At 34.3% G+C, this 17,537-nt stretch carries 18 protein-coding genes; 11 read left to right on the top strand and 7 right to left on the bottom strand.

Translation table 11 applies throughout. The features are described 5' to 3' along the window. Nucleotide 1 precedes the first annotated feature (1 nt). The gene (locus tag STA7437_RS03700; RefSeq protein WP_015192031.1) at nt 2-1,231 is read left to right on the top strand and encodes a nucleotidyltransferase domain-containing protein; all 1,230 of its coding nucleotides are present in this window, start codon (nt 2-4) and stop codon (nt 1,229-1,231) included. Nucleotides 1,232-1,479: 248 nt separating this feature from the next. On the opposite strand, the gene petH is transcribed toward STA7437_RS03700, so the two are convergent. After that, on the bottom strand, nt 1,480-2,742 hold the full coding sequence (gene petH, locus STA7437_RS03695) for a ferredoxin--NADP reductase (RefSeq protein WP_015192030.1): 1,263 nt from the start codon (nt 2,740-2,742) through the stop codon (nt 1,480-1,482). Nucleotides 2,743-3,332: 590 nt separating this feature from the next. Between petH and STA7437_RS03690 the strand changes: the two genes are divergently transcribed. Together STA7437_RS03690 and STA7437_RS03685 are read left to right on the top strand one after the other, a co-directional pair. Next, complete coding sequence (locus STA7437_RS03690) at nt 3,333-4,334, top strand: phosphoribulokinase (protein WP_015192029.1); 1,002 nt, start codon at nt 3,333-3,335, stop codon at nt 4,332-4,334. 148 nt (nt 4,335-4,482) lie between these two features. After that, nucleotides 4,483-4,782 carry a hypothetical protein gene (locus STA7437_RS03685; protein ID WP_015192028.1) on the top strand — a complete coding sequence of 100 codons (300 nt, stop codon included), beginning with the start codon at nt 4,483-4,485 and terminating at the stop codon, nt 4,780-4,782. A gap of 53 nt (nt 4,783-4,835) precedes the next feature. On the opposite strand, the gene STA7437_RS03680 is transcribed toward STA7437_RS03685, so the two are convergent. Both STA7437_RS03680 and STA7437_RS24655 read right to left on the bottom strand, forming a co-directional pair. Then, nucleotides 4,836-5,414, bottom strand: coding sequence for a TIGR04376 family protein (locus STA7437_RS03680; protein WP_015192027.1), 579 nt, complete (start codon nt 5,412-5,414; stop codon nt 4,836-4,838). A 40-nt stretch (nt 5,415-5,454) separates the two neighbouring features. Then, nucleotides 5,455-6,408, bottom strand: coding sequence for a hypothetical protein (locus tag STA7437_RS24655; RefSeq protein WP_015192026.1), 954 nt, complete (start codon nt 6,406-6,408; stop codon nt 5,455-5,457). An 889-nt stretch (nt 6,409-7,297) separates the two neighbouring features. Here STA7437_RS24655 and STA7437_RS03670 point away from each other — a divergent pair. Then, on the top strand, nt 7,298-8,083 hold the full coding sequence (locus tag STA7437_RS03670) for a hypothetical protein (RefSeq protein WP_015192025.1): 786 nt from the start codon (nt 7,298-7,300) through the stop codon (nt 8,081-8,083). A 49-nt stretch (nt 8,084-8,132) separates the two neighbouring features. Next, nucleotides 8,133-8,483, top strand: coding sequence for a phage holin family protein (locus tag STA7437_RS03665; RefSeq protein ID WP_015192024.1), 351 nt, complete (start codon nt 8,133-8,135; stop codon nt 8,481-8,483). On the opposite strand, the gene STA7437_RS03660 is transcribed toward STA7437_RS03665, so the two are convergent. Together STA7437_RS03660 and STA7437_RS03655 are read right to left on the bottom strand one after the other, a co-directional pair. Next, a complete protein-coding gene (locus STA7437_RS03660; RefSeq protein WP_015192023.1) occupies nt 8,477-9,301 on the bottom strand; it encodes a sulfurtransferase in 825 nt (274 codons plus the stop codon). The two genes, STA7437_RS03665 and STA7437_RS03660, sit on opposite strands and share 7 nt — an antisense overlap. Continuing rightward, complete coding sequence (locus STA7437_RS03655; protein WP_015192022.1) at nt 9,298-9,729, bottom strand: ATP-binding protein; 432 nt, start codon at nt 9,727-9,729, stop codon at nt 9,298-9,300. The genes STA7437_RS03660 and STA7437_RS03655 overlap by 4 nt, the downstream gene beginning before the upstream one ends. 306 nt (nt 9,730-10,035) lie before the next feature. Between STA7437_RS03655 and STA7437_RS03650 the strand changes: the two genes are divergently transcribed. From STA7437_RS03650 to STA7437_RS03640, 3 genes are all read left to right on the top strand, one after another. Then, nucleotides 10,036-11,175, top strand: coding sequence for a PP2C family protein-serine/threonine phosphatase (locus tag STA7437_RS03650; RefSeq protein ID WP_015192021.1), 1,140 nt, complete (start codon nt 10,036-10,038; stop codon nt 11,173-11,175). A gap of 129 nt (nt 11,176-11,304) precedes the next feature. Next, nucleotides 11,305-11,634 carry a hypothetical protein gene (locus STA7437_RS03645; RefSeq protein WP_015192020.1) on the top strand — a complete coding sequence of 110 codons (330 nt, stop codon included), beginning with the start codon at nt 11,305-11,307 and terminating at the stop codon, nt 11,632-11,634. Then, the gene (locus STA7437_RS03640; protein ID WP_015192019.1) at nt 11,631-12,074 is read left to right on the top strand and encodes a type II toxin-antitoxin system YhaV family toxin; all 444 of its coding nucleotides are present in this window, start codon (nt 11,631-11,633) and stop codon (nt 12,072-12,074) included. Before STA7437_RS03645 ends, STA7437_RS03640 begins: the two co-directional genes overlap by 4 nt. Before the next feature lie 39 nt (nt 12,075-12,113). On the opposite strand, the gene STA7437_RS03635 is transcribed toward STA7437_RS03640, so the two are convergent. Beyond that, complete coding sequence (locus STA7437_RS03635) at nt 12,114-12,431, bottom strand: STAS domain-containing protein (RefSeq protein WP_015192018.1); 318 nt, start codon at nt 12,429-12,431, stop codon at nt 12,114-12,116. A gap of 158 nt (nt 12,432-12,589) precedes the next feature. On the opposite strand from STA7437_RS03635, the gene crtO reads away from it, so the two are divergent. The 3 genes from crtO (at nt 12,590) to STA7437_RS03625 (ending at nt 17,277) form a co-directional block, all read left to right on the top strand. Beyond that, on the top strand, nt 12,590-14,263 hold the full coding sequence (gene crtO / locus STA7437_RS03630) for a beta-carotene ketolase CrtO (protein ID WP_015192017.1): 1,674 nt from the start codon (nt 12,590-12,592) through the stop codon (nt 14,261-14,263). 235 nt (nt 14,264-14,498) lie between these two features. Continuing rightward, complete coding sequence (locus STA7437_RS26450) at nt 14,499-14,648, top strand: hypothetical protein (protein WP_015192016.1); 150 nt, start codon at nt 14,499-14,501, stop codon at nt 14,646-14,648. Nucleotides 14,649-14,838: 190 nt separating this feature from the next. Beyond that, nucleotides 14,839-17,277 carry an EAL domain-containing protein gene (locus STA7437_RS03625; RefSeq protein WP_041619122.1) on the top strand — a complete coding sequence of 813 codons (2,439 nt, stop codon included), beginning with the start codon at nt 14,839-14,841 and terminating at the stop codon, nt 17,275-17,277. Here the strand turns inward: STA7437_RS03625 and STA7437_RS03620 are convergent. Continuing rightward, nucleotides 17,274-17,474, bottom strand: a complete 201-nt coding sequence (locus STA7437_RS03620; RefSeq protein ID WP_015192014.1) for a hypothetical protein — start codon at nt 17,472-17,474, stop codon at nt 17,274-17,276. The genes STA7437_RS03625 and STA7437_RS03620 overlap by 4 nt on opposite strands. Nucleotides 17,475-17,537 lie beyond the last annotated feature (63 nt).

Below are 17,537 nucleotides of genomic sequence, written 5' to 3'. Positions count from 1 at the left end.
TATGACAACAACTTTAACTAAAAAAGATATTAATTCACCTTTAATAGTAAATCAACCAGAAATCGAACTGCTTTTATGTTGCGCTCGCAGTCAAGTAGATGAACAAACTAAAGTTAAAATAAAAAATTTAGTCAATCAAGATTTAAATTGGGAATTGCTATTAGAAATAGGCGAAAGACACGGCTTAATACCTTTATTATTTTATAACCTCAATAAACTTTGTCCTCAAGCTATACCTAGCAATATATTTTCTTCTTTAGAGCAGTATTTTCAAGCTCATGTTAGGCGTAATTTACTTTTGACTGCGGAATTGCTAAAAATATTAGATATATTTAAAAATAATAACATTCAAGCAATTCCTTTTAAAGGACCTACTCTCGCTAATTATGCCTACAAAAATTTAACTTTAAGACAGTTTTGCGATTTAGATTTATTAGTTCGAGAACGAGATGTTCCAAAAATAATAAATCTTCTAACTTCTTTAGGTTATGAACTACCTAGTCCCATTGCAGAAATAGAGCAGAAACCTTATTTACAATATAAAAATTTTTTAGAGTCAAAAGAAATTCAACGAAAATATGATTTTATCCACTCTCAAAAACAAATTGCTATAGACCTTCAATGGTCTATTACTGAAAAAAGACTTAATGATTTCTTCAAACTCGATCTCGAATATTTAATAAATAATTCTCAGTTAACTTCTCTTGGTGGAGCTAAAGTCGCTCAATTTTCATTAGAAGATTTACTGCTGTACTTATGCTTTCATGGCTCAAAACATTGTTGGTCTGAATTAAAATGGGTGTGCGATGTCGCTGAATTAATTAATAATAATCCAGAGATTGATTGGCAAAAAGTGGAAGCACAAGCTCAAAAAATTGATTGTGAAAAAATACTAGAGCTTGGTCTTTGGTTGGCTTATGATTTGCTACAAGCTAATATTCCAAAATCTATTATAGCTTCGCTTGAAAAAAATTTAAGAGTTCAGTGGCTAGCTCAACAGTCTTACAGATCTATTTTTGAAAGACCCCCAGAAGAATTAAATAAATATATTTTTATTAGTAGTCTTAAAAGTAATATCTCAACTCAACTTGTTTATTTTCTTACTATGTTAACAACCCCCACTGCAAAAGAATGGAATTATTTAAAACTACCCAAATCTTTAGCGTTTTTGTATTCTTTAGTAAGACCTTATCGATTATTTGTAGAATATTTCAATAGTAAAAAAATTTAAGGACATCAGAGGAGTAGTATTAAGTCAAGCGAATATTAATAGCAATTTAATCAATTTAAATAGTCAACTAGAGACAATCGAACGCCTTCAAAGTATTTTAATATTATTCTATGAGAATTTTTGTATCTATTTCTTAAACTCTACCCACAATTCATTCTGTCTGCACATCTGAGGAACTTCTTGCGGAGAAAAGTAAAACGCGCCTACATTTGGTTTGGTAGACGCGCCGATTATTAGTTTAAGAATTTTTAGTAAGTTTCTACGTGCCAACGATGCTCTTTTTTCATCTGCTTACGGTATTCATCCCAATTAACACCGTGTTTAGCAGCAGCACCAGTCAGTGCTTCATCAATGCCACCTTCCATACCTTTGAGTCCACAAATATAGGTATGTGTTTTAGGATTTTGCATTAACTCCCAAAGTTGGTCAGCATATTCTGCAATTCTATGTTGAATATACATTCTACCGCCTTCAGAATTTTTCTGTTCACGGCTAATAGCGTAAGTCAAACGGAAGTTATCAGGATAATCTTTTTCCAGTTTTTCTAAATCTTCTTTATAGAGAATATTAGGACTAGTAGGAATACCGAAGAATAACCAAGCTAAACCTTTAAAGTTATAGTCTGGGTTGAGGTCACCTTCTTTAAACATCCGCCATAGATAAGCGCGGAAAGGTGCAATACCAGTACCAGTTGCCATCATAATAATGTTGGCATCTTCGTCATCTGGTAAAAGCATTTCTTTGCCTACAGGCCCAGTAATAGCTACATCGTCGCCTGGTTTAAGATTACAAAGATAAGTAGAACAAACTCCTTCAACTAATTCTCCAGTTTCTGGATGCTGATATTCTAATTTACGAACGCAGAGAGAAACGGTTTTATCATCCATTGCGTCTCCATGACGAGTAGAGGCAATTGAATAAAGTCTCAGTTTGTGAGAGTTACCTTTATCATCTGTTCCTGGAGGAATAATGCCAATACTTTGACCTTCCACATAGTACAAATCGCCACCAGAAAGATCAAAAGTCATGTGACGACAAGTACCGATTCCACCTTCTTCGACTAGATCGTAAATTTCAGTACATTTACCGATATAAGGATTTTTGGGACGGTAGATGTTAACAGGTACATCTGCTTTTTTGGCTTTTGTTTGGGTCATCGATTTACTTTGCGCTTGTGGTTGCTGCTTTGGTTGATTCGATTGACCGTGAGATGTGCCGAGGTTTCCTCGGCTTACAAAATCACGGTGTTGACTGGTACCATTAACTTCTGAAACAACATCGTCATTAAGAGGTTTAATACTGACGATTTGTCCGCCCAAGCGAGTAATGCGGCGCATTTCTTGATTCATGCGATGATAAGGTACGGTAATAAAAACGCTACCACTCCGACGAATCGGGTAGTTAAGGCTATTAGTATTACCATTTTGTGAAAGACCTTTCACCTCATACACAAATAAACGATTTTGATATTGTGTGTTGTTATTGGAAGCTGTTGCTGCGCTATTGTGCATTATTTCTATAATTTCCTCCCCATGCTCAGATTGATTATATTAAAAATTACCTCAATAAAACTACGCTAAGAAGCATTTTGTCTATTTCTAGAATTAATGCTGTCAGCAGATATTTTATTTAGGTTGCATTATTAGCCTATCATTGGGAGGCTCTCACAACTGAATTTGGCAGGAGGCTTGGGTTTGTTAGAAGTTAGACCAGTTTCTGATCTAACGATAGCGAGATAGTTATTGTAAAACTGTTAGCTCTGCATCATTTTTGGCTTTTTTTAAGCATATATAAATTCTCGGGGAAAAAACTTTGCCAAAAAAATCCTCAAATAAATTGCCTGCTTCTCTCTTGTAGAGGAATATGCCTTCTGGTAAGATTGGTCAATGTTAGTAGTTAGTATTAAATACTCAATTATTAGCTCAGGATTAAGTCTAATTAAAAAATAAATTGGTGTAATTAACAATATAAGTGTCATTAATATCAATACTTATAAATATGAAAGTGACACATTGAGATTACCAATTTAAATCTAGACTTCACCTTGGGCTTGTTTAATACTATATATGGGTTAAATCAGTTTTATAAAAAGAGGGAAGCTATGACCACTGATCTAGACCGCGTGGTGCTTATTGGAGTAGCAGGAGACTCCGGTTGTGGTAAATCAACATTTTTACGTCGTTTAACAGATTTATTTGGCGAAGAATTTATGACGGTTATCTGCTTAGATGACTATCATAGCTTAGACCGTCAAGGCAGAAAAAAAGCAGGAGTTACTGCTTTAGATCCTAAAGCGAATAACTTTGATTTAATGTATGAGCAGATCAAAGCTCTCAAAGAAGGAAATGCGATCGATAAACCAATTTACAATCATGAAACTGGGATGATCGATCCTCCTGAAAGAATTGAACCCAACAAAGTGATTGTGATTGAAGGGCTTCATCCTTTGTTTGATGAGAGAGTTCGTTCTTTATTAGATTTCAGTGTTTATCTAGATATTAGTGACGAAGTAAAAATCCAGTGGAAAATCCAACGGGATATGGCGGAAAGAGGTCATAGCTATGATGATGTGATCGCTTCAATTAATGCCAGAAAGCCTGACTTTTCTGCCTATATCGAACCCCAACGAGAATTTGCTGATGTAGTAATTCAAGTTTTACCAACTCAATTATTAGAAGATAGCGACCTTTTACGAGTACGTTTAATTCAAAAAGAGGGTGTGAAAAACTTTGAACCTGCTTATTTGTTTGATGAAGGTTCAACGATTGATTGGAGACCTTGTGGTCGTAAGTTAACTTGTGCCTACCCTGGTATCAAAATGTATTATGGACCAGATAGTTTCTACGGCAATGAAGTGTCCATTTTAGAAGTAGATGGTCAATTTGATAATCTTGAAGAGATGATTTACATTGAAAGCCATTTGAGTAAAACAGGAACTCAGCATTACGGCGAAATGACTGAATTATTGCTCAAACATAGAGATTATCCTGGTTCTAATAATGGTACTGGTTTGTTCCAAGTTTTAGTAGGTTTGAAAATGCGTGAAACTTACGAAAAATTAACTTCTACTACTACTAAGCAACCTGCTCAAGTTTCTTCATAGACTTTTGAAAATCAAAAATTTAGGCATTAATTAAAAGTTAGTTCGCGAGAGATACATCTAGTTTCAAAGATTAGATTATTTAGCTCTCGCGATTTTGTTTGGATTAACATACAATTAGTCCAGCCAGACCAAATGGATTTTTGTCACGATGAAAGTATGGTTAGTTAGCGTTGCCCTTTTATTTGTAGTAGCAGAATTTTTGCTGTGGGCAAAAAATTTTATTTTACCGTTACCAATTTATTTGTTGGGCGGTGCTTTTCTTGCGATCGCATCTAATTATGAGAAGGGTATTTTTGCTTTATTTCGTTCTCAAGCAGAAGTACCTTTCAATACGCTATCTCAAACAGCTACGTTAATTGAAACTGAGCCAAACCAAATTTCAGAGACTGAACTAACTGCTGTGACTTATCTTCCCCAACAGCAAGTTCAACCCGCAAAACCAGATTAGATGACAAAAGTCAAAAATTTTAAATTTTGGGCTATAAGTGGATAAATTAGAATTTATTTACCCAAATTTCGTTTCATACGCTCGATTTCTTCATCTAATTCCCATTTTTGAAACTGGGCGTCTAAAGGATCGGCTGCTCTACTATAATGAGTGGAATTAACTCCTTGGTTCCAACCGACAGTATAACCATTATTGCTACTTCCAGAACTAGAACTTGTTTTGACTTCAGCGTATTTAGCCGTAACTTCTTGTCGTCGCTGTTGTATTTGTTTGAGCAATTCCTTAGCTTGAACGATTCTTTGTTTGACTCCCTCCATTTGCCCCCAAACTTGATTACCTTGGCGTAATAAAGCAGCTTCTCTTTCTTGAGCAGCTTCAGCCAAATCTTGTCTTCCTGCTGCTTGAGCTTTACTGACTCTACCATGCCAAGTTTGAATATCTTGAGCCAAATTTAAAATCTCATCTTGAAGTTCTTTTTCTTTTAGTTGTAATTCGGCAATTAGTCTTTGTGTATCTTGCTGCTGTTCCCTTAGTTGTTCTTCAATTGCTTGCAATTCTAAATGAGGATTATTAGCTAAAAACTCATCTAGACGATCTTCAAGAAACTGATTAAAATCTTCAAATAAACCCATCGGCTCGCTCTAAATTTCGTTTGGCGGTTATGTGTTTATATTAGAACTTTTCGCCAATACTCAAAGAACGATTTTTGCCTTGAAAACTAATAGTTGCTTGTTGATTAGATATTGATTTGAGTATCCAACCTGTATCTTCAATTGTTTCTCCTATGCCAATTTTTTTAGTTGTTCCGTCAACTTTAAATAAGGCGACAGATTGTTCTCCCAACTCTAATATTCCGATCAAGACATAATTATAAAGAGTATTAGTAGTAGCAGTAGCAATTGGAGATGGTGTAGCAACGCTCGAAGCTACAGTAGGTGGTGGCGGAGGTGGAAGCGGTTGAGGAGGTGGGGGTGGTTCAATTTGAGCTACAGGTGGTAACCAAGCTGGTTGAGAAGAGACGGTAGGATAAGGAGAAGGTGTATAAACAGGAACATAGACTAAGGTGGGATGATTAGATGGATTGTTAGCTTCAGAATCTGCTTCTGTTGTTTGATTAGCCTGCGTTTTACGTTCAATGACTTCAAGCGATCGCTCTAAATAGTCGAGAAACTGAAGTTCTTCTGCTGATACTTGATGAGTTAGTTGCCAGGGTGCAAATAGCCAAGTAAATTGTCCCTGAGTTTGATAAAAAATCCATCCAGATACACCAATTACATAGAGACAGGAAAGAGCAAATAAAATTTTATCGCAAGGAATTTTGCCTTTTTGAGGCGGATTGTTAATTGCTGTTGAAAATTCTATGTCTTGAGCGAGATCAAAGTTGTAAGCTAAGTTTGGGAAATTGCTCCCAATAAAATTAGAATAGAGAGTTAAAGCTGGCAAACTAAAAGAATCGGAAGTTGATGCCAGATTGTCTGGCTGAGATTTTTTGGGGTTAATAGTTTCAGATGATTGATAATTAAATTTTTGCCGAGCATTAGTTTTATTTACTGAGCGGGAATAATTAATTTGCTCAATAAAAGAGAATTTTTGGGTTACGAGTTGATAACTGGCATCGGTTGACATCGATCATTCCAGCAGTAGTTAGGTTGACTCAATGCAAACAAAATCATTTGTTTTAAAGCAGTTTTCAATTGGGTAGACTACACTCTGGTACTATAGGACATCTGAAAAGTCATTTTTGTCATTCTGAGTCGAGTGAAACGTAACGAAAAATCTAGGGTTTGAGTTGTTAGACTGAGATATTTCGCTTCGCTATCGCTACGCTCAATATGACATTTGGTACTTTTCAGGCAAGCTGTTAGGCAAAAGGTAGGAGACAGGTAGACTGGGCGTTGCTATAGCCTGAAGTAAATTAAGGCGACAGCCCCTCCAGAAGAAAAAAGTTTATTATTAGTTGTGTTCTATTCAACTGAAAATCGCTTTAAAGCAGAGAAGTTTGCATCGATCAAAGATACGCTTAGTTAGAAGTTGAAGGCTATAGTAATAACTCAGAACTTTTTATCAAACTAATAATTTGAATTAGTAAAATTACTTACTTAAATCTTTGATGTGTTGAGGAGACGCGGTCGCCTTCGGCGCAGCGCGGACAGCTTCGCTGCGCTGATCGCTTTTGGCAACAAATCTATTATATTTTTTTTAGGGGACGGGGCGTATAAACATCAGGGGTAAGCTTTTTTAGTATTGCGATAGTTGTTTAGTCAACGAAACGCTAGAATTAAGATTTTATTATTGGAATAAGTATCTACATTAAATCGTAAGCTTTGATCTGCTTAGTCAGGTTTTAAAACTATTAATACATTATTTTAAATAGATTTTCAGTTCTGAAATGTGAGTAAATCAATTGTTTGTAATGGTAGAAAGCTATGATTTTTTTTATGGTTTTGATTAATTTTGGATTACTCTGGGCATACTAAAGATCTGGACTAAGTTTTGAGATTTTGGCAAGTAACAAATGATATTGTATAAGTACGTATCTAATTCTTTAATTGCTCAAACTCCTACGAATCAAACACTCAAACAAGAACAAATGTGGATGTTTAGTAGTGTCGGATTAATGGTAGTGATTTTAACTCTGGTAGTTTATGGAAGATGGAAATTCAATCAATTTAAGGAATTAATTAATTACGAACAAACTAAATCAGAAAATTTACAAAAAAGATTAAATGTAGCTCTTACTACTATTCATAAATGGGAAGCAAATCCTGATTTGATTCATTCTCGCGATTGTAATCTGGATTATATTAGAATGCGAATGGAAGAAAAAATTTTCCATGATGCAATTATTAATCAAACTAAAGTTAAAGCTAAACAATTTATTAGTACATCTTTAAGAATTAATTTATCTCAAAATTCTCAGGTTGGAATTGGTAGTCGAGGTGGATTTAAAATTGATGAAATTTTTGATGTTACTTATGAAACTGATATTCAAGGCAAACCGACAAGAAGAGTCTTATTTCGGATTCAAATTAAACTCATGAAATTACCAACTCAATCTACTTCTAGTACGGTTAATCAAATTATTGAATGTATTGAAAATTTTCTTAGTCCTGCCGAAGTTAGAGAAAATTGGCAACCAACTATTCAAGGACATATTGTCGCAATGAGTTGGAATCAAAAAGCTAAACCTACTCCTTTATTACTTTTAGAACAACATGGAGAAGGAGTCAATGTGAGTTTTCGCACTAAACTTGCTAGTACGTACCGTACTTTAACTACTAAAGGTAAAGAAGCAAAATAATTTAAAATTAAAGTAAATTACTTATAAACACTGGCTTGAGCAAATATTTATGCTGCAATTTGTCCTGACTTGGCTCGCGACAGCTATTTCCTTAGTAATTACGGCTTGGCTTGTACCAGGATTAACAATTACAAGTTTTACGGCTGCTGCTGTAGGTGCAATAGTGTTAGGTTTAGTCAATGCTATTGTTAAGCCGATTTTGATTCTGTTTACTTTACCTTTAACTATTTTGACGCTGGGATTATTTTTGTTGGTAGTAAATGCGGTCGCTTTTAGTTTGGTAGGATATTTTACTCCTGGTTTTGTGGTTGCCGGTTTTTTCCCTGCTTTATTTGGTTCAATTGTTCTTTCTTTTGTCTCGGGAATTATTGGTCAATTTTTCTCTACTAACAACTATTGATTTAAATAAGAACACCAATCACTCCAGCCACCTGGATAAAGTTTTGTTCGTTCAATTCCTGCCAATTTTAAAGATAATAAATTAACACAGGCAGTTACTCCAGAACCACAATAGACGATGATTTCTTCTGCTGAAGTATAGTCAGACCATAGTTGCTCTTGATTTATACTAGGAAGTAGATAACCATCTTGATCAGAAACTAGCTGCCAAGGAGAATTAACTGCACCTGGAATATGACCAGCAATCGGATCGATAGGTTCTCTAATTCCAGCATAGCGATCGCGTTCTCGGGAATCAACTAAAACCACTCCAGGTTTATTTTGACAAGCTTTAACTTGTTCAAGGTTAACTATCCAATCTTGATGAGGTTGAGGTTCAAAAAAACCAGTTTGAGCAGGAGGTATTTCGGTAGTCACAGGATAACCATCACTTTGCCAGGCGTTCCAACCGCCATCTAATAAGGCTACCTTTTCATGACCTAAATAGCGCAATAACCACCATAAACGAGCAGCAAAAGCAAACCGAGAGTTATCATAAGCTACTACTAAAGTTTCGTTCTGCACCACTCCCATAGAAGCTAATTTAGTTCCTAACCCCTCAACTTCAGGAAGAGGATGACGACCACCATGAGCTTGAATCGTACTAGATAAATCACGGTCTAAATCTAAATAATAAGCTCCAGGAATATGACTATGAGTATATTGTAGCCAACCCCAATTGGGGTCACTAAGCTGAAAACGACAGTCTACTATAACTACGTGGGAGTTGTTGAGATGCTGCGCCAACCATTGACAATCGACGAAATATTTTTGATTCATGTTTGTTGAGACAATTGCTTAACAATTAACAGACAATTGCGACCATCATCAGTAGGATAATAGGCTAAATGGTCAGAAATTTTGGTTAAAATTGCGATTCCTCGTCCATTTCCTAACCAACTACCCTTGTTATTTTCAAGCTCGTTGATAAAAGCTTGTAAATCGAAACCTTCTCCCCAATCCCAAATCCGAATTTCAAGAGTATCTTGAGCTAAAATCGCTTCAATTTCAATCGTAAATTCTTCTGAAAGATTACGATGAGCATGACGTACTGCATTAGTAAACCCTTCTGCTAAGGCTAATTGGCACTGTAACCAAATTTGATAAGACAGATAATTTCGGCAAATCTGATTAAACTGAAGTAAAACTTCATCGAGTGCCTTCAATGTACTGGGAGCTTTGATCTGAATTTTTTTGAGGACTTTCAATTGCTTTGCCTCGAAATTCTAACCGAACAAAGTAGTTTTGTTTATGTCTTAGTTTAATTTAACTGACTTTCTATGTTAGTTTAAGTTTTATAAATCAAGCTAACTGTTAGAAAAAACTCGGCAATTTAGCATTAATTGAGCATTATCAAAATAATAATGTTTGTTTGAGTTAAATTTCTCTTTCATAATCAATATTTTTGCCTGTTTGGATTAAGCTTAAAAACTATATTCAATTGCAGAGTAATCGAATTATCCTAGGATGAATAGTTGAATCTCTGCTGTCGGCGATGAGCAAACCAATTTACTATGGCTCAAATTTTAATTATTGATGATGACTCGGCAACACAACTTTTACTCAAAAGAACCCTAGAAAGTCAGGGATATGAGATTACTTTAGCTAGCGATGGAGAAGAAGGTTTAATTAAAGCTAAGTCTATTTGTCCAGCTTTGATCATTTGTGATTGGATTATGCCTCGTATGAATGGATTAGAGGTATGTCGTCAGATCAAATCAACTCCAGAATTATCGACTACTTTTTTTATTTTGCTGACTTCGCTTGATTCTGTGGAAGATCGAGTCAAGGGTTTGGATGCAGGTTCAGATGATTTTTTATGTAAACCGATTGAAATGTATGAACTAAAAGCTCGTGTTCGTGCTGGATTAAGAATTCATCAACTCAGTCGTGATTTGCAAAGACAAAAACAATTACTGGAAGCTGAATTAATCGAAGCAGCAGAATATGTTAGTTCTATTTTACCAGAACCGCTTCAATCTCAATCTTTGGCTATTGATGTTCGTTTTATTCCTTCTCGGCAACTAGGCGGAGATAGTTTTGATTATTTTTGGCTTGATTCTCATCATTTAGTTTTCTATTTATTAGATGTTGCAGGTCATGGTTTACGAGCTTCTTTACCTTCTTTAGCCGTAATTAATTTATTACGTTCTCGGGGTTTAAATAATGTTAATTACTATCAACCAAAAGAAGTTTTATACAGTTTAAATCAAACTTTTCAAATGAGCGATCGCAACGATAAGTATTTTACTATTTGGTATGGAGTATATAACCGTAAAACCAAAAGTCTAGTTTATTCTAGTGCCGGTCATCCTCCTGGAATTTTACTAAGTTTTACTGATCAAGAACAAATAATAGAAAAAAGGTTAAAAACTCCTGGAGTTCCGATTGGAATGTTTCCTGATGCGAAATATGTTAATGGCTATTGTTCAATTAGTTCGCATTCAACTCTTTATATTTTTAGTGATGGAATTTATGAAGTTGAACCACATAATAGTTCTTTTTGGGGATTAGAAAAATTGATTAATTTACTCAAAAAATATCAAAAAAACCCTAAACGTAATCTCGATCAACTGCTCGGACACGTCAGAGAATGGCAGCCTAATTTTCAGTTTGAAGATGATTTATCAATTATGCAGGTTGATTTTTTCTAGTTAATTTAATCAAAAAAATTACTTTTAATAATTAAAAATACAAAATTTATTAATTCATTCTTCCTTTTATTACTTATTAATTGATGTTTTAATAAAAAATTATAATATGTGTAATTAACTTCTATTGCTATGGCATCTAAAAACTACCCAATCAATCCAGCTAAAATAGGTAGTCAAGATGGATTTCGTCTTCCTCGTGCTTTTTCTCGTGACTATCCTCATTTAGTTGCAGCTAGTGGTCATATTGAAGTTATTGATGATCAGACTCTTTTAGTAAGACTGAATCTTGACAATCAATTAGAAGAAGATAATGATGAAAGTTTAATAATGAGTCTTTTTCTTGATACCTTACTCAAAGACGCGATCGCTAACTCTACTTCTCTCGTTCCCTACACTAAAGAAATGAGTGATGAAATTGACGATTTACTTGCTGATGTTTCTGTTGATGAAGATGAATGAATCCCCTAACTTGTCATGGATGGACTATTTTTTTTCATCCTCTTTTTAACGCTCCATGGATAAGCTTAGTGGCAAAAGTAAAACAACTCAAAACCAAATTAGAACCCAAAGATTTTGTCACTCACCCAGATACTAAACTGCTCAAAGCTATAGATTTAGGAATCAAAGATAAAATTCCTTCAAATCCTTTTGCTAGTTATTTTGCTTTGCAGAAACCTTTACATAAATATGGTCGTCTCAAAAAAATGGGACTTCCAAATCACTATCGTCTATTTTTTAGAGCTTTTAAAGAAAAAAAAGTCATCATTATTCTTTGGTTGGGATTTCCTCGTAAAGAAGGAGATCAGAAAGATTGTTATCAAGTTTTTTCTAAAAAAATTCTCAAAGGAGAATTTCCCAACTCTTTAGATGATTTTTTAAGAGAATACCAGTCAGAATAAATCAACTAATTATTAATTAAAGTTTTTTATTAGAGATGTCTATTGCAGCTTTTTTTCTAGATCTTCCCGACTAGGAAAAATTTCAAAAACTCGATCCATACTAGTAAGTTCAAACAACATTCTAATTTGTTCATTAATTGAACATATAAATAGTTTAGCTCCAGCAGCGCGAACACTTTTGAGAGCTAAAACTAAAGCTCCCAAACCAGAACTATCCATAAAGGTTACATCATTAAAATCTACTAAAATAATCTCTGCTCCGCTTTCGATACTTTCGTTGATCTTTTGGCGAAATTCTTGAGCTTTAGTACCATCTAATATACCATTAGGTTCAATTACTTGAATGACAGAACTCATATAAATTAGAGATTTACAAATTAGTAACCCTAAGTCAGTATAGCAAAGTAAGTCAAATTTCCAGAGCAAAGATTTATCATTGAAAATTGTCGTAAACTAAGCTCAGTAATAATTATAGTTAGTCTTGACCATTCCAATCTTATCTCATCGCAAAATTTATGGAAACTTATGACGTTATTATTATTGGTGCTGGCCACAATGGACTAGTTTGTGCAGCTTATTTACTTAAAGCAGGGTATAAAGTTTTATTGTTAGAAAAACGCCCTGTTCCTGGCGGTGCTGCCACTACAGAAGAAGCACTTCCCGAACAAGCTCCTGGATTTAAGTTTAATCTTTGTGCGATCGATCACGAATTTATTTTTTTCTCTCCGATCATTGAAGAATTACAATTAACACGCTATGGCTTAAAATATCTCAGTTGCGATCCTCATACTTTTTGTCCTCATCCTGATGGTAAGTACTTTTTAGCTCATCAATCTTTAGAAAAAACTTGTGCTGCGATCGCTAGATATAGTGCTAGAGATGCCGAAAAATATCGAGAATTTGTTGAGTATTGGACGCATTTAATGGGTGCGATCGCTCCTTGGTTTAATGCTCCACCCCAGTCTGTCTTAGCTATTGCTCGCAATTATAGTCAAAAGAATCTACTTGATGCGCTTAAAATGGTAGGTTCAAAAAACAAGGCGTTAAATTTTATTCGCACTATGATTACTTCTCCTGAAGACTTACTCAATCAATGGTTTGATACGGAGATTGTCAAAGCACCTTTAGCTAGACTGGCAGCAGAAATCGGTGCTGCACCTTCTCAAAAAGGTATTACTGCGGGTTTGATGATGTTGGCAATGCGTCATCATCCAGGCATGGCAAGACCACAAGGTGGTACAGGCGCACTAACTCAAGCCTTAGTTAAGTTGGTTACTGCTTTAGGAGGAGTAATTTTAACCGAGCAAATGGTTAAAGAAGTCATAGTTGATGACAATCGTGCAGTTGGGGTCAAAGTTACAGGTGGGAAAGAATATCGTGCCACCAAAGGAGTCATTTCTAATATCGATGTGCAAAGATTATTTTTACAATTAATTGAACCAGGAGTAGTCGAGACAGAGTTAAGAGAAAAAGTTCAGCGTAACATCGTCAATAATAATGAAACTATTCTCAAAATTGACTGCGCTTTATCCGAACCTCCTCGTTTTGAAGCTTACGAGCATCAAGATGAGTATTTGATTGGCACAATTTTAATTGCTGATTCCGTAGCTCATGTCGAACAAGCTCATTCCCTGGCAATGATGGGACAAATTCCCGATCAAAATCCTTCGATGTATTTAGATGTCCCTTCTGTACTAGACCCAACTTTAGCACCACCAGGTAAACATACTTTGTGGATCGAATTTTTTGCTCCGTATCAGATTGCAGGAAAAGAAGGAACAGGTTTAAATGGTACTGGTTGGACAGATGAACTAAAAAATCAAGTAGCCGATCGCGTTATCGATAAATTAGCTCAATATGCTCCTAATCTTAAATCTTCTGTAATTGCGCGACGAGTGGAAAGTCCGGCTGAATTAGGAGAAAGATTGGGTTCTTATAAAGGTAACTACTATCATTTAGATATGACTTTAGATCAAATGATCTTCTTGCGACCTCTACCCGAAATAGCTAATTACACTACACCCATTAAAAATTTATATCTTACTGGTGCAGGTACTCATCCAGGGGGTTCAATCTCTGGTATGCCTGGGAGAAACTGCGCCCGAGTCTTTTTGCAACAACAATCACCAATTGCTAAAGCACAGCAATCAATTCTGTCAGTCTTTAATTCTGTTTTCGCTCAAGCATAAAGACAATCAAACGATTTGAGCCATGCGATCGCTCGTTGCGCCTGCGAAGCAGATCGCTTTAGCTTTCAAAAAACGTCTTGCTTGTAATTACTTACTCCTCGTTTATCTAGGGGAGTATTTTTGTCTTAGCTGTTTTTGTCGCTCAAAAATCTAACATTTTTAATCTGATCATTTGGTTGCTAGATTCGGGAACTATAAATTTTAAGAGTCTATTCAACTTGTTAGAACTATCATAATGAGCGAGCAACCTCAATTTTATACGGTTTTAGTAAGTAAATATCCCAAATCTCAAGGAAGCTTGTTAGTTGAACAAAACACTTATTCTTCAACCAAGGAAAACAACCAATTTTTTTTAAGTAAAACTAAGTGTCATCTATTATTATAGCTAGTCAAAACTTTATAAAAAAGTTCTGTAAATTAAAGATTTGACGAATCTTAACTCAATTAAAATAACTCAACTTTTTTTTATTAAATCTTCTGCCTAGAATAGTAAAAATGCTTAATATGTATACAAATATATTTTAATTGGTCACCTTAATATCCCAATGACTGTTATAAATGAGCCAGTAAAATTAATGAATAATTCTCAACAAGTTTATCATGTATTAATTTTAGAAGATGGTGATTTAAAAAAAAAGATAATTCTTAAAGAGGCAACCTATTCTATTGGTCGTCATTCTAGTAATGATATTATTTTACTATCGCCAAAAACATCTCGTAATCATGCTACGTTACTGCGAAGAACAGATGTTAAAAATAACAGTTTTTCCTATTGGATTTTAGATGGAGATTTACAAGGAAATCGTAGTCGTAATGGAATTTTTGTCAATGGTAAAAAATGCTTGGTTTATGAATTAAAACATGGAGATGTTATCAACTTTGGTAACGAAGAACAAGCTAAGTATCAAATTTTAACTGAGCAGTCTACTGTGTTTGATGAGGTTAAAGGAGATAGCCCTCAAATTCAAAAAAATCGCTCATCTATTGATAAAAAAACTGTCATCAACAAAGAAACTCTGATTAATTTTTCAGAAAGTCCAGCCAATAATAATCAAAATTCATTAGAATTAGTTAGATTAGCTTCTTTTGCAGAATTAAATCCCCATCCAATTATTGAAATCGATTTTCAAGGTAATATAACTTATCTTAATTCTTCGGCAATTATAGCCTTAAAAAATATTCAACAAAAAAGAAATAGTCATCCATTACTAACTGATTTAATTACTCACTTCAGTCAAGAAAATAGTAAAATTTTGGTACGAGAAATTCAGGTGGATGAACGAATTTTTCTCCAAAACGCTCATTATTTACCAGAAAACGAAATTATTAGAACTTATCTAACTGATATCACTGAAAAAAAACAATTAGCCAATAGTTTAAACGAACAAAAAAATATTTATCAAGCTTTATTTAAACAAGTTAATGAAGGAATTATTTTTATCGAAGAAGCAAGCAAAAAAATTATTGAAGTTAATAATCATATTTGTCAATTATTAGGTTATTCCATTGAAGAGCTACTCAAATTAAATATTAAAGAGCTTCAAGAAGATGCTCGCTTAATTGGTGATTTAGAACAAAATTTTAGCGAAAAAAATAGTTTGATTGGAGAATATAATTTACGTCATCGCGATGGTTCTGTCGTTACAGCAAAAGTTAAAGTTAATTTGCTCAAAACTTCCCAGGGTAATAAATATATTCTAACAATCAATGCATTAACAGAAGAAATTACATCAAATCTACAAGAACAAATTACTGGATTGCCAGATCAAGCTATGTTTAAAAAACAATTAGCTATGGCGATCGCTAATGCTAAAAGAAATCAAAAATTAGTTGCTGTTATCTCACTCAATCTTCAGCGTTTTACAGAAATCAACCAAACTTTAGGTGAAGAATTGGGAAACGTATTACTAGCTAATTTTGCAGAAAGATTAAAAACTTGTTTAAGAATGGGAGATACAGTTTCTTATTGGGGAGAAGATCAATTTGGTATTTTAATGCCTCAAATTAGTGGAGTAGAAGAAGCTGCTAAAATTAGTCAAAGAATAATTGAATCATTAGAAAAATCTTTTAAAATTCGTAATTATAAATTCAGTATTAAATGTAATATTGGCATTGCTATTTATCCTCAAGATGGCGAACAAGTCAATATTTTACTTAAAAATGCTAATCAAGCTTTATCTCGGACTCAAGAACAAGGAAGTTACAAATATCAGTTTTATAGTTATAGTATGAACTCTCAAGCGTCAGTCCAATTAAGATTAGAAGCTTTATTGCACCATGCTTTAGAACGAGATGAATTTATACTTTATTATCAACCTCAAATTAATGTTAATAGTGGCAATATTCAAGGAGTAGAAGCTCTACTTCGTTGGCAACATCCAGAATTGGGATTAGTTTCTCCTGCTAGTTTTATTAAATTAGCCGAACAAACTGGATTAATTATTCCTATAGGAGAATGGGTTTTAAAAACCGCTTGTACCCAAAATAAAGTTTGGCAATCATCAGGAATTCCTCCTTTACGAGTCTCAGTTAATCTATCTGCTTTACAATTTCAACAACCTAATTTACCAGGAACAGTTGCCAAAATTTTACATGAAACTGACTTAGAACCGAATTTATTAGAGTTAGAAATTGCTGCTGTTACTCTGATGCAAAATATTGAATATTCCCAACAAATTTTACAACAATTAAATACTTTGGGAGTGCATATATCTATCGATGATTTTGCTAGTGGTTTTTCTTCTTTAGAGCATTTAAAGAAATTTCCATTTCATACTTTAAAAATTGACCAATCTTTTGTTCATGATTTAAAAAACGATCCCAAAGATTTAGCAATTATTTCTGCTTTAGTTTCTTTAGGAAGAGGTTTTAATCTGAGAGTAGTAGCAGAAGGAGTAGAAACTCAACAACAAATCGATTTGCTACGCAGTTTAGAATGCGAGCAAATGCAAGGTTTTTGGTTTAGTCGTCCCTTAGCAGCAGAAGATGCGAGTAAATGGTTACCTATTGATTAAATAGAAGAACGGACTCGTTTTATTAGTTGATGATATCTAGGTGCAACTACAACATATTTTAAGATGCCAAGGTGATCATAAGCAGCGATCGCTTTCTTGAGCTTAGTTTGGAAATAAATGCGATGATACCCTGCACTTGGACTATTTTCCAGTTGTTCTAGAATTTTTTTGAGTTCATCAAACGGAGTTAGCTGCATAATTTTTAGGGCAGCAATTGTTGTTTAAATTACTTATTTTATTTATTGTAATAGGACTGATAC

Origin of the sequence: Stanieria cyanosphaera PCC 7437 (assembly GCF_000317575.1) — a bacterium.
GTDB classification, from domain to species: domain Bacteria; phylum Cyanobacteriota; class Cyanobacteriia; order Cyanobacteriales; family Xenococcaceae; genus Stanieria; species Stanieria cyanosphaera.
The sequence above is the reverse complement of the archived record's forward strand: the minus strand, read 5'-3'. Positions and strand labels throughout refer to the sequence as shown.